This window comes from Thiomonas sp. UBA7699, from assembly GCF_002482605.1.
In the GTDB taxonomy this organism is placed as follows: Bacteria; Pseudomonadota; Gammaproteobacteria; order Burkholderiales; family Burkholderiaceae_C; genus Thiomonas; species Thiomonas arsenitoxydans.
Window position 1 is genome coordinate 39038 of the sequence record NZ_DLGH01000009.1, and the last position, 14477, is coordinate 53514.

Sequence of the window (14477 nt, forward strand, 5' to 3'; positions counted from 1 at the left end):
TGCGACAAAACACTCTCTCCACTCCCGGGAGGCTTTCATGCTGGGCGAATTCGTCAGTGCCGAGCAGTACGCCCGCCTGCTGCAACGCGGGCAACAAGACAGCGAAGGCTGGCTGCAGTTCGACCCGGCGCAAATGCAAAGCCACTACAACCGCCACCCTTTTCTGCTGCAGCATCGGCTGAACCAGCACCCGATGTTCGACATCGAACCTTTGTTCGAGCTGGCCCGCCGCCATCCGGCCAACAAGGTGTCGTTCCGCCGCGGCGACATTGCGCCCGATGCCGACTTCGATGCCTCTTTTGTCCGCACGGATACGGAGCTGACGCTCGACCATTTGCTGACGCACTTCGAGCCCTTGCACGGCTATATCTGCATCAGCAACCCCGAGCAGGATGCGATATACCGGCCGCAGATCGAGAGCTTGCTGGCGGAGATCACCGCGCACACGCACCCGCTCGACCCGCACATCACCTGGTACTCGACCTATGTGTTCATCTCGGCGCAAGGCGCCGTCACGCCGTATCACATGGATCGGGAGATGAATTTTCTGCTGCAGATTCGCGGCGAAAAGACCGCCGATCTGTGGAGTCAGACCGACCCGCTCATCATGAGCCCGGCGCAGAAAGACCGGCTGCTGGCCTACGAGGGCACGCGGCCGCCCTACAAACCGGAGTTCGAGCAGCGCGCCCTGCACTTCTCGCTGCGACCCGGGCTGGGTTTGCATCACCCTTTCATCGCGCCGCATCGGGTGTGGACGCATTCCAACCTGTCCGTCTCGCTGGCCTTCACCTTCCGCACCCGGCAGTCCGACCGCCACACCGCCGCGCATCAACTCAACGCCCGCCTGCGCCGCATTGGCCTGCAAAACCCCAAACCCGTGGGTGAAAGCGCCTGGGTGGACGGCGCCAAAGCCGCTTCCTTGCACGCCCTGCAGCGCCTGCGCCACCCGCTGCAGCGCGCCGAACATTGACGCAAGACTGCGCCCCTGCATGTCCTCTCAGCCGCCGATCTCGATGGCCCGCCACGCCTCGAACTGCTGCTGCAGCCAGTCCAGCATGGCTGCCACTTCCGGGCGCTGCTGCGCGCCGGAACGCACCGCCAGGTAGTAGCCGTAGCCGGCATCGACCCTTCGGCCCACCGGGGCGATCAGCGTGCCTGCGGCCAGCAGATCGCGGATGAGGCCGATCTGCCCCATCGCCACGCCCTGCCCGGCCACCGCGGCCTGAATGACCTGATAGGTGTAGTTGAACCGCAGCCAGCGCTGCGGCTCGGGTTGCGGCAAGCCCAGCCCCGCATACCAGCCGCCCCACGACAGCGCCTGCAGATTGGCGCGGGCGATGGGCGGCGCACTGTGGATGCGCACATCGTCGATCCACACGCAGCGGGGCAGATCGTCCAGAGCGCCGGGCGCGCGGCCGGTCTGCGCCAGCGCGGGGCTGCACACCGGAGTGATTTGTTCGCCGAACAGAAAAGTGGTGTGCGGCGCGCGGGCCAAGGGGTTGTCGTCGCGCAGGCGGCGAATGGCGATGTCCAACCCGCCAGTTTCCAGGTCGCTGAGGTTGTCGAAGGTTTCGACGGCGATGTCGATGTCGGGATGGGCGCTCTGAAATTCTCCCAGCCGGGGAATGAGCCACTGGCTGGCGAGCGAGGCAAAGGTGGTAATCCGCACCCGCGGCCGCCCCTGGCTGGCGCGCAGCCCCTCCACCGCGGCGTCGAGTTGCTGCAGCGCCTGCCGCACCACCACCGCGAACTGCTCGCCAGCGGGTGACAGGCGCACGCGCGGCCCCTCGCGCACGAACAGCGGCACGCCGACGCTGACTTCCAGGGTCTGGATCTGACGGCTGAGCGCAGACTGCGTCAGCGCCAGGGCATCGGCCGCGGCAGTGAAACTTCCCAGCCGCGCCGCCGCCTCGAAGCCGCGCAAATTGCCCGCATCGACCTGACGACTGCGCGGCGTCAGCACGGCCGAAGGGGCGGCTTGATGTTGCGTGCCATCATCCATTTTTCGCATGATGAACCTTCCGTATTTGCGCTTTTTACAGGCCGATCGGCCGCCTAGACTTCAATCAAAATGAGGACCGAGAGCGAACCGAGAACTCTTTGGCGCTCTTCATCTTCATGCTTTTTTGACATACTAACGGGAGGTCATCATGCCGCAGACCGAAGTGTCCATCCAGCGCGACTGGATCCTGTTGCAGCCCGGCGATTCGCTGACGCTGCGAAACGCCGCAGGGCAAAGCGTGCGACTGGAGTCGGCGCAGACGCTGGCGTCACAGCCCGGCCCGGTGCGCGTCTGGCTCACCGAAGAAGGCCAGCCGGACGACGTGTTTCTGCACCCTGGCGACGGCTACACGGTACGCGGCTCAGGCCGGGTGGTGCTCACCGTGTGGTGCGGCACGGCGCGGCTGCGCTTGGGCGCCTGCGACCGAGTCGCCTCGTCGCCTCACACCGCCATGCCGAGTTCGCGCTCCATCCAGTCAGCCAGCGCGTGGGCCACGGCGTGCGGCGCTTCGGCCATGAGGTTGTGACCGCAATCGAGCATCACCGTGCGCTGGCGCGGCAGCGCCGCGCGCAGGTCTTCGGCCTGCGCGGGCGGCGTCATGCGGTCGTGCTCGCCGAGCAAAAACAGGGTCGGCCCGCCCCACGAGCGCGCCGCCGCCTCGCCCGCCGAATAGCGGTCGCAGGCGGCGAGATCAGAGGCCAGCAGACTGCCCTCGGCCCAATGGGCCTGTTGCCGCAGCAATAGCTCGCGGTAGGCTTGCGGCGACTGAAAACCCGGCGCGGGGGTGAGCGGCTCCGCCTGGGCGTAAGACCACTTCACCACGTTGTCGATGGCCTCTTGCGGCGCCTCCTCGGCCTGCACCAGCAACTTGCGCGACACCCGCATGGGCCAGGAAATGCCCAGTAGCGCCAGCCCTCTGAGCTGACCGGGGCGCTGGCCTGCGGCATGCAGCGCGACCAGCGAGCCCATGCTGTGACCGGCCAGCACCACCGGGCCGATCTGACGCGCGTCGAGCTGCGACCAGATCCAGTCGGCCATGCTCTCGATGCGGGCCAGCGGCGGCGCGGGCGTGGCGCCGTGCGCGGGAAACTCCAGCGCCAGGCAATGCCAGCCGCGCGCCGTCAACCAGTCGGTCTGCGCCGCCCACACGCTGGCGTCGCCGCCCGCGCCGTGCAGCAATACGAGGGGAATGGAGGAGGGATGATGGGCGGACATGGCGTTTGGTTCAAAAATGGGCTGTCAAGGAAATGCCGGGCCGCCCCAAGTTTCCTTGACCCCCACGGGGGGCGGGTCGGCGAGCCAACCCTGGGAGTCTGTCGGGTTTGGGGCGTGGATGGCGAAAAATGGCGATGTGGAAGCCATGTGACGGCGGATTTGCCGCCCCATAGCCGTTGCTATGGGGCAAAAAGCCGCTGGCACAGAGCACCGCAGCGCCATTTTGCAGCCCACGATCCTCAAGTCCGACAGACTCCAATGGGCGCCCAGCAAGCGCAAGACCTGCGGGAATGACCTCTGGTCTGTACGCAATGGACTGACTATATTTCACCTACTGAAAAAACAGAGGAGAACGCCATGAAAGTCAGCGACATTCTGCGGGTGAAAGGTCATGTGCTGTTCACCATACCGCCCGAGGCCCGCCTGCTGCAGGCGGTGCAGACCATGGCCCAGCATGACATCGGCTCGCTGGTGGTCATGGCGCACGGCAAGCTCGTCGGCCTGCTCACTTTTTCGGAAGTGATGGCCGCGGTCGCCGAGGGCGAAGGCGTGCTGGGCGATCACATCGTGGCCGAACGCATGGACACGCATTACGAAGTCTGCGGCCCCGAAACCACGCTGGACACCCTGCGCCGCACCATGCTGGAGGCCGGCGTGCGCTACATCCCGGTGATGCAGGACGATGCGCTGCTGGGCGTGATTTCCTTTCACGACGTAGCTCAGGCCGTGGTGCGCGAGCAAGATTTCGAGAACCAGATGCTCAAGGCCTACATCCGCGACTGGCCGGAAGACGAAGGCCAGCCCGAAACGGCCGGGGCGCCCATGCCGGCCTCGACTCCGGCGCGAAGCTGAACCCCGGTCTATGGGCGGGTAGCATTCAGGGGCGGCGCCCGCTCGCGCCGCGCTGAATCCGCCCCCATGCCCACCCTGCTCTATCTCCACGGCTTTCGTTCGTCGCCGCAATCCGCCAAGGCGCGCGTCACAGCGCAGCGCGTTGAGCAAATCAATCAGCAGCGCACCCGCCAAGGTCAGCCGCCGCTGCGCTGGCTTTGCCCGCAGCTTCCGCCCTCGCCGCGCGCGGCGATGACGCTGTGCCACGATTTGTTGGGCAACATACGCGGCGACGATCTCTGCCTCATCGGCAGTTCGCTCGGCGGGTTTTATGCCACGTATCTGGCGCACACCCTGCAGGCCCGCGCGGCGCTGCTCAACCCCGCGGTCGATCCGGCGCGCGATCTGCGCGGGCAGATCGGCACGCTGACGGCCTGGCACGACCCGGCGCTGCAATTCGACTTCACCGCGCAGCATGTGGATGAGCTCCACGCGTTGGAAGTCGGCGATCTGCGCGCCCCCGTCCCCGATCCGCAACGTTACTTGGTCATCATTGCACAGGGAGACGAGGTGCTGGACTGGCGCGAAATGGCCGCACGCTATCGCGGCGCGAAGTGCAGCGTGCTGCCCGGCGGCGATCATGCGCTGTCGGATTACGCGCAGCAGCATCTCGACCCGGTTCTGCGGTGGTGCCTCAACCCCGCTTCAAACGACTTTTAAAGGACTCTCCTCATGCGACTTCAAGACCATATCGCCCTCATCACCGGCGCGGCGCAAGGCATCGGCCTGGCCACGGCGCGCAAATTCGCCGCCGAAGGCGCGCACCTGGTGCTATGCGACCGCAACCCGGCCACCCTCGACCCCGTTGCAGACGAGTTGCGCCGCGGCGGTGCGCAAGTGCTGGCGCAGGCGCTCGATGTGTCCGACCGCGCCGCGTTCACCGCGCTGGTCGACGCCGCCATCGCCCAGTTCGGGAAAATCGACACCCTGGTGAACAACGCGGGCATCACCCGCGATGCGAGGCTGGTGAAAATGACCGACGAGCAGTTCGACGCCGTGATCGACGTGAACCTGCGCGCGGTGTTCCGCTGCACCCAGATCGTCGCGCCGCACATGATCGAACGCGGCCGCGGCGCCATTCTCAGCGCCTCCAGCGTGGTGGGGCTGTACGGCAACTTCGGCCAGACCAATTACGCCGCGACCAAGGCCGGCATCATCGCCATGACCAAGACCTGGGCGCGCGAACTCGGCCCCAAGGGCGTGCGGGTGAATGCGGTGGCGCCCGGCTTCATCCAGACGCCCATGCTCGCCACCATTCCCGACAAGGTGATGGAGCAAATGGCCGAGCGCGTGCCGCTACGCCGCCTGGGGAAGGCGGAAGAAATCGCCAGCGTCTATGCCTTTCTCGCCAGTAGCGAAGCCTCCTACATCAGCGGCGCGGTCATCGAGGTTGACGGCGGTATGACTCTATGAATGTGCTGTTCGAGGATGGTGGCAAGTTCCACGCCGGTCGCATCATGAGCGAGGCCGAGGCCAGTCTGCAGGTCGAGCTCGATTCGGGCAAACGGCAGAAAATCAAGGCGGCGCAGGCGCTGGTGCGCTTCGACAAACCGGCGCCTGCCGAACTCATGGACTGGGCGCAGGCGCAGCAAGAAGGCATCGACCTCGATCTGCTGTGGGAATTCGCCCCGGAAGACGAATTCCATTTCGATCAGGTCGCGGCCGACTACTACGGCGGCACGCCGGGCGCCGGGCAACGCGCGGCTATTCTGCTGCGGCTGTTCGGCGCGCCGCATTACTTCCAGCGGCGCGGGCGCGGCGGCCAGTTCCGCAAGGCGCCCACGCAGCAGGTGCAGGCCGCGCTCGCGGCCATCGCCCGCAAGGAAGAACAGCTGCGCCAGATCGACGCCTTCGCCGCCGAACTGGCCGCGGGCCGCTGCCCGCAGCCCATCGCGGAAAAGCTCTATCAAATCCTGTTCAAGCCCGACAAAAACAGCCCGGAGTTCAAGGCCGTGGCGCTGGCGGTCAAGCAGACCGGGCATGGCGCGCTCACCCTATTGCGCGACGCCGGGGCCATCGCCTCGCCGTGGGCGTTTCACATGCAGCGCTTTTTGCTGGAACGCTTTCCCAAGGGCACGGCCTTTCCGGCGCTGCCGATGCCGTCGTTCAACGAAGCGCTGCCGCTGGCCGCCGCTGCGGCGTTCAGCATCGACGACTCGGCCACCACCGAGATCGACGATGCGTTTTCGCTGCAATGGCTGGACGATGGCCGGGTACGGCTGGGCATTCATATCGCCGCCCCGGCGCTGGCGCTGACGCGCGATTCCGACTGGGAGCAGTTCGCGCGCAACCGCCTGTCCACCGTGTATATGCCGGGCGACAAGTTCACCATGCTGCCCGACGCCCTGGTGCAGACCTTCACCCTGCAAGCCGGCTGCGAGTGCCCCGCGCTGTCGCTGTACTGCACCGTCGGCAGCGACCTCCAGGCTTCCGAATTCGAAACCCGCGTGGAGCAGGTGCGCATGGCCAGCAATCTGCGCCACGATCAGCTCGACGCCCTGGTCACCGAGGAAGCCCTGACGGCCGACCCGGCCACGCAAAGCTACCCCCACGCCAAAGAGCTGGCGTGGCTGTGGACGTTCGCGCAGCAACTCAAGCGCGGGCGCGAACAGGTGCGCGGCAAACCCGAGCGCGCAGGAGGCGTGGACTACACCTTCCGCATCGACGGCCTGGAGCGCGGCGCCGAAGCCGCCACGGTTCGCATCGAGCCGCGCCGACGCGGCGCGCCGCTCGACACCATCGTTTCTGAGCTGATGATTCTGGCCAACGCCACCTGGGGCGGCTGGCTCGCCGAGCTGGGCATGCCCGGCATCTACCGCAGCCAGAGCGGTTTCGGCGCCAATCTGCGCACCCGCATGGGCCTCAAACCCGCGCCGCACCAGGGCTTGGGCGTGGCGCAATACGCCTGGTGCACCTCGCCGCTGCGGCGCTATGTCGATCTGCTCAACCAGGGCCAGCTCATCGCCTGCGCCCGCTTCGGCAAGACCGCGCTGCTGCAGGCGCCGTTCAAGCCGCGCGACCCGCTGCTGTACGCCATCGTCGAATCGTTCGAAGACACCTACAAGGCCTACGCCACCCACCAGTCGGCGCTAGAACGCTACTGGACGCTGCGCTATCTAGCCCAGCAAGGGCTCGACACGTTTGAGGCCAGCGTGCTGCGCGAAGGCGCGGTGCGTGTGGACGGCCTGCCGCTGGTGTTCACTGCCGTGGGCGCGCAAGACCTGCCGCGCAACACGCGGGTGCAGGTGCAGATCACCGGCACCGATCTCATCACCCTGGATGTCTTTGGCCGCGTGCTCAGCCAGCTCGACGCCCCGCAGCTAGTTGCGGCCACGGACACCGAAGCCAGCGCTGAAGTCAGCGAGGAGGACGACGAAGAGGGCGACGAAGCCGTCGCCCTGGCTGCGCCCATCAGCGTGGCGGTCGATACCGATGAGCCCGACGCCGAATCGGCCGCCCCCGCCGCGCAGCAGGCTTCGTAAAATCGCCGCTGCCCGATCTGTCCTGCCTGGTCTGCCCCGCCCCCTCCGTGCCCCCCCTCCGCCTGCGCTCCCTCACCCCGTTGCACTGGGCCCTGATCGCCTCGGTCGGGGTGCATCTCGCGCTGCTGAGCCTGCGCTTTGCGGCGCCCGAGACCTTCAACCGCATGTTCGACAACGCGCCGCTCGACGTGGTGCTGGTGAACCAGCGCACCGACGACGCCCCGGCCAAACCGCAAGCCATCGCCCAGGCCAACCTCGACGGCGGCGGCGACGCCAACAAGGGCCTGGCCACCACGCCGCTGCCGTTCACCGCCGATGTCTCGCACGGCGACGCGGCGGTCAACCAGCAGCGCAGCCTCTCGGCGCTGGAGCAAAAGCAGCAGCAGTTGCTCACCCAGGTGCGGCAGCAGATCGTGCAACTGGCGCAGACCGTGCGTCAGGAAAACGATCCGGCGAAACAACAGGCGCTGGAGCAGAAACGGCGGCAGTTGCTCGATATGCTGGGCGCCATCGAGCGGCAGATTCAGCAGCAGAACGCCAAGCCGCGCCGCCGCTTCATCGGCCCGTCCACCCGTGAAGCCGCCTACGCGCTGTATTACGACAAGCTGCGCACCAAGATCGAAACCCTGGGCACGCGCGAGTTTCCGCAAAGCGGGGGCAACAAGCTGTACGGCAGCCTCATCATGTCCATCACCGTCGACGCCAGTGGCCGGGTGGTCTCCACCGAAATCGTCCAAAGCTCGGGCAACCCCACGCTCGACCGACAGGCGCGCGCCATTGTCGAGGCCGCGCAGCCCTATGGCCGGTTCACCGAGGGCATGCTCAGGCAGGCCGATCAAATCGTGGTGATCTCGCGTTTCCGCTTCACCCGCACGCAGGGCCTGGAAACCGCGGTGCAGGCCCCGCAAAACCCGGCGCAAGCCACACCCTGACGGCAGACGCTTCCATGACTTCGCCCTCGCCCCCGCCCCCACTCTACGCCGTGTTCGGCAATCCCATCGCGCACAGCCGCTCGCCGCGCATTCACGCCTTGTTCGCCGAGCAAACCGGCGTGGCGCTGCGCTATGAGGCGCGGCTCGCCCCGGTGGATGGCTTCGAAGCCGCGCTCGACGCCTTCTATGCCGAAGGCGGCCGGGGCGCCAACATCACGGTGCCGTTCAAATTCGACGCCTGGCGCCTGTGCGTCCGCCGCAGCCCGGCGGCGCAACTGGCGCAGGCGGTCAACACCCTCGGCTGGGACGAAGGCGGCCTGTGGGGCGACAACACCGATGGCATCGGCCTGGTGCGCGATCTGGCCCGCGTGCTGGCCGCCGATACCCGCCGCCCGCTGCAGGGGCAGCGCGTGCTGCTGCTCGGCGCCGGTGGTGCGGCCAGCGGCGTACTCGGGCCGCTGATCGCCGCAGGCGCGCGCGCCATCGCCCTGTGGAACCGCAGTGCCGACAAGGCCCAAGCCCTGGCCGCGCGCCACAGCGCCCTGGCCGCGCAGCACGGCGCCGATCTGCAAGTGGTGCTCGAGCCGCCGACGCACTGGGCCGATGGCGTCATCAACGCCACTGCCGCCAGTCTCGACGGCCGCGCGCTCGATCTGCCGGACGGCGTGCTGCGCCCCGCGCAGTGGGCCTACGACATGATGTACGGCGCGCACGACACCCCCTTTGTCGCACAGGCCCGCGCCGCGGGCGCCAGCGCCTGGGACGGGCTGGGCATGCTGGTGGAACAAGCCGCGCAGAGCTACACCCTGTGGCACGGCGAAGCGCCAGCCACCGCCCCGGTGCTGGCCACGCTGCGCGCCGAACTCGCCGCCGCCCGCCAACACTCAGCATGAAACGAGACAGACCCGCGCCGCTGTGGCGCCGCCTGCTGTGGCTGTTCGTGCTTTCCGGCCTGGTGCTGCAAGGCTATTTCGCCCTGCGCATCGCGCTGTGGACAGTCATTGCGCCGTCCAGTACCACCTTCATGCGCGCGGCCCAACTGCGCATCCTCAAAAGCGGCGACACCGTGCCCTGGAAGCACGACTGGGCGCCTTACGACGCCATCAGCCCTTACCTCAAACGCGCCGTGGTCGCCTCGGAAGATGCAACCTTTCTCACCAACGACGGCGTGGACTGGGACGCCATTCGAAACGCCTGGGATCGCAACCACAGTCGCCGCTTCGAGCGCAGCGGAAGAGTCGTCGGCGGCTCCACCATCACCCAGCAGCTCGCCAAAAACCTGTTTCTCTCGCCCGAGCGCGACTATCTGCGCAAAGGCCAGGAGCTGATCATCACCTTCATGCTCGAAGGCATTCTGGGCAAGCGCCGCATTCTGGAGATCTACCTCAACAGCGTGGAATGGGGCAACGGCATCTACGGCGCCGAAGCCGCCGCGCAAACCTACTTTCACACCAGCGCCGCCCGACTCAGCCCGGCGCAGGCCGCAAGGCTGGCCGTCATGCTGCCCGCCCCGCGCATTTATCAAAAGCGCCTGTACTCGCCTTACATGAACGGCCGCACCGCCGTAATCGCCGCGCGGCTGTGGGATGTTCAAGTGCCGCGCTAAGCGCCAATCAACCCTTGCTCATGTCCGCAAACGCACCGTCGGCCGCCTGCAGCGTGGCCTCGATCACCGCATCGTCGTGCGCTGCGGAGACGAAACCCGCTTCGTACATGCTCGGCGCCAGGTACACGCCGCGGTCGAGCATGGCGTGGAAAAAGCGTTTGAACACCTCGACGTCGGCTGTGGCCATATCGGGATAGTTGCGCGGCAACTCGGCGGCGAAATAAAAGCCGAACATGCCCCCTTGCGAATCGGTGCGGAAAGTCACGCCGTGCCGTGCAGCGGCGGCGTCCAGGCCGCGCATGAGTTTTTGGGTCGCCGCGCTCAGGCGCTCGTAAAACCCCGGCTGCTGGATCAGGCGCAGTTGTGCCATGCCGGCAGCCACCGCCACCGGATTGCCCGACAGCGTGCCCGCCTGGTACACCGCGCCCAGCGGCGAGAGCTTGTGCATCACGTCGGCGCGGCCGCCGAAGGCCGCCAGCGGCATGCCGCCGCCAATCACCTTGCCCATCACCACCAGATCGGGGCGAATGCCGTACACCTGTTGCGCGCCGCCCAGCGCCACGCGAAAACCGGTCATCACCTCGTCCCACACCAGCAACGCGCCGTGCTCGGTGCAGAGCTCGCGCAGGCGCTGATGCCAGGCCGGTGTGCCCCGGATGAAATTCATATTGCCCGCGATGGGTTCCACCATCACGCAGGCGATTTCGTGTCCCTGCCGGGCAAACAATTCCTCGATCTGGGCGATGTTGTTGAACTCCAGCACCAGCGTGTGCTTGGCCAGATCGGCAGGCACCCCGGCGGAGCTGGGATTGCCGAAGGTCAGCAAGCCCGAACCGGCCTTGACCAGCAGACTGTCGGCATGGCCGTGGTAGCAGCCTTCGAACTTGACAATGGCGTCGCGCCCGGTGAAGCCGCGCGCCAGGCGAATGGCGCTCATGCCGGCTTCGGTGCCGCTGGACACCAAGCGCACCATTTCGACCGCAGGCATGAGCTTGCAAATGGCTTCGGCCATGTCGATTTCGTCGGCCGTGGGCGCGCCGAAACTCAGCGAGCGGGTGGCGGCCCGCTGCACCGCCTCGACGACCTCCGGATGAGCGTGCCCGGCAATCATCGGCCCCCAGGAACCGATGTAGTCGATGTAGCGCGTGCCTTCGGCGTCGATCATATAGGGGCCTTCGGCGCGGTCGATGAAGCGCGGCACGCCGCCGACCTGGCGAAATGCGCGCACCGGCGAGTTGACCCCGCCGGGAATGGTGCGCTGGGCGCGATCGAACAGTTGCTGATTCGTGATGGACATGAGGCTCTTTCTTGAACGAACATCGCCCCGGCTAGGAGTCTGTCGGGCTTGGGGCGCGGATGGCGAAAAATGGCGATGGGGATGCCCTGTGGCGGCGGATTTGCCGCCCCATAGCCGCAGCTATGGGGCAAAAAGCCGCTGGCGCAAGGCGCCGCAGCGTCATTTTGCAGCCCGCGATCCTCAAGTCCGACAGACTCCTAGCAGGGCGATGGGAAAAAAACGAGATAGGGGTTGTTTGACTGGCGCCCGGGCCGCGGAATGCCAAACGTGCCCAAGGCCCCCGAGGTCACTGCAAGGTCGGCGTGCCCGGCTCGCTCGGCGTATCGTCTTCCTCCTCGGTGGGCTGCGCCCAGAAGAAGCGGTCGGGCACCACCTGCCCCATGCCGGGGCGGTAGCCGAAATCGAGGCAATGATCGAGGTATTCGATGGCCTCATGCACCGCCTGATCGAGCTTGGCGCCATTGGCGAGTATCGCGGTGAGCACCGCCGACAAGGTATCGCCCGCGCCGGTGAACCCGGCCTCGAACAGCTCGAAACTCTCGCGCAGCAACACCCGCCGCGGGCTCATCAGCACGTTCTCCACCCTGCCCTCGCTGGCCACGATACCGGTCACCAGCAGATATTGCACGCCGAGTTGCTGCGACTTTTGCATCAGCGCATCGAGCGTGGGCGGCGCTTCGCCGTCCCATTCCGGCAGCAACAACTGGGTGAGCGCGCTCTGGTTGCCGGTGAGCACGCGGGTTTGCGGCAGGATGAGGTCTTGCATCGCCTTGATGTAATCGTCGGTCTGCGACTCGTCGAGCACGTGGAAATTGCTGGCATAGGTGACCAGCGGCACCTGGCTGTAGTCAGCCAGCAGTTCGGCCACGGCATTGACCACGTCGACGCTACCGAGAAAGCCGACCTTCCAGGCCGAGATCTCGACGTCTTCGAGCACGGCCCGCGCCTGTTCCACCACGGCGTCGGCCTCGATCTCGATGGTGTCGAAAATCTCTGCGGTATCGCGCACCCAGAGCGCGGTCGTCACCGGCAGGGGATGGCAGCCCACGGCCGAGCACGACGCCAGATCGGCCGCGAGCCCCGCGCTGCCGCTGGGGTCAGCCGCGTTGAAGAACATCACGGCGGGGGGGGATTCTGTGGATTCGGTCATCATGCTGGCATGGTAGTGCGACTGCAGGTCGGCGCAAGCCTGGCCCCGCACCGACCTTGCCATGATCTTGACCAAGCGCTTCTTGATCCTCCGCAGCGGCGCCTGCCCTGTAGGTCAAAATGCAACAGCGCGCCATAGAATCGTTGAATCTTCTCCTCTACCCCGATACGCTGTGGACAAACAAGAACTTTGCAGTTGGATGTGCCTGATCTGTGGCTTCATTTACTCAGAAGCCGAGGGCCATCCAGAGAGCGGCATTGCACCGGGTACGCGTTGGGCCGATGTGCCGATGAACTGGACCTGCCCCGAGTGCGGTGCGCGCAAAGAAGATTTCGAAATGGTGCCGGTCTAGACGGCGCCATTTTTTGAGAAGGTGCCGGTTTAATCGGGAACGGCAAGTCACCGCAGCTTTTTTCAGCGTTTTTCCTTTTCCCCTTTTGCAAAGGATGTGCATGGTTGCGCCTACCAGCCCATTCAAAGTGTTGGTCATCGATGACAGCAACACCATCCGCCGCAGCGCCGAGATTTTTCTCAAGCAGGCCGGCTATGAGGTGCTGCTCGCCGAAGACGGCTTTGACGCCTTGTCCAAGGTCAACGACCACGAGCCCGACCTGATTTTCTGCGACATTCTGATGCCCCGGCTCGACGGCTATCAGACCGTGGCCGTCATCCGCCGCAGCGGCAAGTTTTCCCATATCCCCATGGTCATGCTCTCCAGCAAGGACGGCGTGTTCGACAAGGCGCGCGGCCGCATGGTCGGCGCGCAAGACTATCTGACCAAGCCGTTCACCAAAGATCAACTGCTCGACGCGGTCAAGCGGCACCTGAACGCCAACCAGCCTGCTGCTGCGACCGGCTCCTGATCGCGCTTCTCGCTCTTCTCGCTCATCTTTTCATCCGCCATGCCCGTACACAATATTCTCATCGTTGACGATTCCAAGACCGAGCTGTATTTCCTCTCCGACCTGCTCACCAAGCACGGCTTTGCGGTGAACACGGCGGAAAACGGCGAGCAGGCGCTGGCCATGCTCGCGGCCGTGAAGCCCGATCTGATTCTGATGGATGTGGTGATGCCCGGCCAGAACGGCTTTCAGCTCACCCGGCAGATCACGCGCGACCCGGCTTACTCCGGCATACCGGTCATCATGTGCACCAGCAAGAAGCTCGAAACCGACAAGGTCTGGGCCATGCGTCAAGGCGCGTCCGACTATGTCATCAAGCCGGTGAACGCCACCGAGTTGCTCGACAAGATCCGCGCCATCGCCTGAAGCTCACACTCGTCCGCACCGCTTCGTCTTCCACCCAACGTCTCCGCCCATGTCCAGAGCCTCGCTGCGCGAATTTCAGACCCATCTCGCACAACGCCTGACGGCCGCGCAAAGCGGGCAAGCCCCTTCACGCTGGCTGGCCGTGCTGGCGGGGCGGTGGCGCTTTTTGCTGCCCCTGGAGTTCTCGGGCGAGATTTCGCCCCTGCAGCACTGCGCCCCGCTGCCGCACGCCCTGCCCTGGTTCCTGGGCCTGGTCAGTCTGCGGGGCCAGGTCTGCGGCGTGGTGCATCTGGGCCGGTTCATGGGCGAAGACGCCGCTGCCCTGACGCCGCAGGCCCGACTCATCCAGTTCGCCCCGGCGCTCGACATCAACACCGCCCTGCTGGTCGATCAACTGGTCGGGCTGCGCAACCCCGATCAACTCCAGAAAGTTCTCGGCGTTCAAGAGGAGGGGCCTGGTGAAGGGACGCACCCTTGGCTGAGAACCACGTATCGCGATGCCGAGCAGAACCTCTGGCATGAAGTCGACCTGCTGGCTCTGGCCGAAAACGAACAATTCCTGAGCGTCACCTGAAATTTCGATCGACACGCGATTTTGCTGAATTTGCTGAATTTGCTTTCACTGCGCTGTACC

Annotated in this window: 17 protein-coding genes; 13 read left to right on the forward strand and 4 right to left on the reverse strand. The window is 65.9% G+C overall.

All coding sequences use genetic code 11. The features are described from left to right. Positions 1–37: 37 nt before the first annotated feature. Positions 38–970, forward strand: a complete 933-nt coding sequence (locus B3H47_RS03300; protein ID WP_276707715.1) for a transcription factor jumonji JmjC domain-containing protein — start codon at positions 38–40, stop codon at positions 968–970. A gap of 27 nt (positions 971–997) precedes the next feature. On the opposite strand, the gene B3H47_RS03305 is transcribed toward B3H47_RS03300, so the two are convergent. Then, positions 998–2011: a LysR substrate-binding domain-containing protein gene (locus tag B3H47_RS03305; RefSeq protein WP_286986012.1), complete on the reverse strand. Its 1014-nt coding sequence runs from the start codon at positions 2009–2011 to the stop codon at positions 998–1000. Between the two features lie 139 nt (positions 2012–2150). On the opposite strand from B3H47_RS03305, the gene B3H47_RS03310 reads away from it, so the two are divergent. Then, positions 2151–2528, forward strand: a complete 378-nt coding sequence (locus B3H47_RS03310; RefSeq protein ID WP_286986013.1) for a DUF2917 domain-containing protein — start codon at positions 2151–2153, stop codon at positions 2526–2528. On the opposite strand, the gene B3H47_RS03315 is transcribed toward B3H47_RS03310, so the two are convergent. Further along, the gene (locus tag B3H47_RS03315; RefSeq protein ID WP_286986014.1) at positions 2444–3217 is read right to left on the reverse strand and encodes an alpha/beta fold hydrolase; all 774 of its coding nucleotides are present in this window, start codon (positions 3215–3217) and stop codon (positions 2444–2446) included. The genes B3H47_RS03310 and B3H47_RS03315 overlap by 85 nt on opposite strands. Positions 3218–3574: 357 nt before the next feature. On the opposite strand from B3H47_RS03315, the gene B3H47_RS03320 reads away from it, so the two are divergent. The 7 genes from B3H47_RS03320 to mtgA all read left to right on the forward strand — a co-directional run bounded on the left by B3H47_RS03320 (position 3575) and on the right by mtgA (position 10128). Then, on the forward strand, positions 3575–4069 hold the full coding sequence (locus B3H47_RS03320) for a CBS domain-containing protein (RefSeq protein WP_013124036.1): 495 nt from the start codon (positions 3575–3577) through the stop codon (positions 4067–4069). Positions 4070–4135: 66 nt separating this feature from the next. Next, positions 4136–4768, forward strand: a complete 633-nt coding sequence (locus B3H47_RS03325; protein ID WP_286986015.1) for a YqiA/YcfP family alpha/beta fold hydrolase — start codon at positions 4136–4138, stop codon at positions 4766–4768. Positions 4769–4780: 12 nt separating this feature from the next. Continuing rightward, the gene (gene fabG / locus B3H47_RS03330) at positions 4781–5521 is read left to right on the forward strand and encodes a 3-oxoacyl-ACP reductase FabG (RefSeq protein WP_013124038.1); all 741 of its coding nucleotides are present in this window, start codon (positions 4781–4783) and stop codon (positions 5519–5521) included. After that, positions 5518–7590 carry a ribonuclease catalytic domain-containing protein gene (locus B3H47_RS03335; protein ID WP_286986016.1) on the forward strand — a complete coding sequence of 691 codons (2073 nt, stop codon included), beginning with the start codon at positions 5518–5520 and terminating at the stop codon, positions 7588–7590. Before fabG ends, B3H47_RS03335 begins: the two co-directional genes overlap by 4 nt. Positions 7591–7637: 47 nt before the next feature. Beyond that, entirely contained in the window at positions 7638–8522 is an 885-nt protein-coding gene (locus tag B3H47_RS03340; RefSeq protein WP_276707735.1) for an energy transducer TonB, read from the forward strand. A 14-nt stretch (positions 8523–8536) separates the two neighbouring features. Next, positions 8537–9415 (forward strand): shikimate dehydrogenase, encoded by an 879-nt coding sequence (gene aroE, locus B3H47_RS03345; RefSeq protein WP_276707737.1) that lies wholly within the window; start codon positions 8537–8539, stop codon positions 9413–9415. Continuing rightward, on the forward strand, positions 9412–10128 hold the full coding sequence (mtgA, locus tag B3H47_RS03350) for a monofunctional biosynthetic peptidoglycan transglycosylase (RefSeq protein WP_013124042.1): 717 nt from the start codon (positions 9412–9414) through the stop codon (positions 10126–10128). The genes aroE and mtgA overlap by 4 nt, the downstream gene beginning before the upstream one ends. 7 nt (positions 10129–10135) lie before the next feature. Here mtgA and hemL read toward each other — a convergent pair whose 3' ends face one another. Both hemL and thiD read right to left on the reverse strand, forming a co-directional pair. Beyond that, a complete protein-coding gene (hemL, locus tag B3H47_RS03355; protein WP_286986018.1) occupies positions 10136–11425 on the reverse strand; it encodes a glutamate-1-semialdehyde 2,1-aminomutase in 1290 nt (429 codons plus the stop codon). Between the two features lie 286 nt (positions 11426–11711). Further along, the gene (thiD, locus tag B3H47_RS03360; protein WP_231836205.1) at positions 11712–12575 is read right to left on the reverse strand and encodes a bifunctional hydroxymethylpyrimidine kinase/phosphomethylpyrimidine kinase; all 864 of its coding nucleotides are present in this window, start codon (positions 12573–12575) and stop codon (positions 11712–11714) included. 199 nt (positions 12576–12774) lie between these two features. Here thiD and B3H47_RS03365 point away from each other — a divergent pair, with 199 nt between their 5' ends. The 4 genes from B3H47_RS03365 (at position 12775) to B3H47_RS03380 (ending at position 14417) form a co-directional block, all read left to right on the forward strand. Further along, on the forward strand, positions 12775–12927 hold the full coding sequence (locus B3H47_RS03365; protein ID WP_013106818.1) for a rubredoxin: 153 nt from the start codon (positions 12775–12777) through the stop codon (positions 12925–12927). A 100-nt stretch (positions 12928–13027) separates the two neighbouring features. Next, a complete protein-coding gene (locus B3H47_RS03370) occupies positions 13028–13438 on the forward strand; it encodes a response regulator (protein ID WP_013106819.1) in 411 nt (136 codons plus the stop codon). 39 nt (positions 13439–13477) lie between these two features. Continuing rightward, positions 13478–13843 carry a response regulator transcription factor gene (locus B3H47_RS03375; RefSeq protein WP_013106820.1) on the forward strand — a complete coding sequence of 122 codons (366 nt, stop codon included), beginning with the start codon at positions 13478–13480 and terminating at the stop codon, positions 13841–13843. A 49-nt stretch (positions 13844–13892) separates the two neighbouring features. Further along, positions 13893–14417, forward strand: coding sequence for a chemotaxis protein CheW (locus tag B3H47_RS03380; RefSeq protein ID WP_286986021.1), 525 nt, complete (start codon positions 13893–13895; stop codon positions 14415–14417). Positions 14418–14477: the final 60 nt, after the last annotated feature.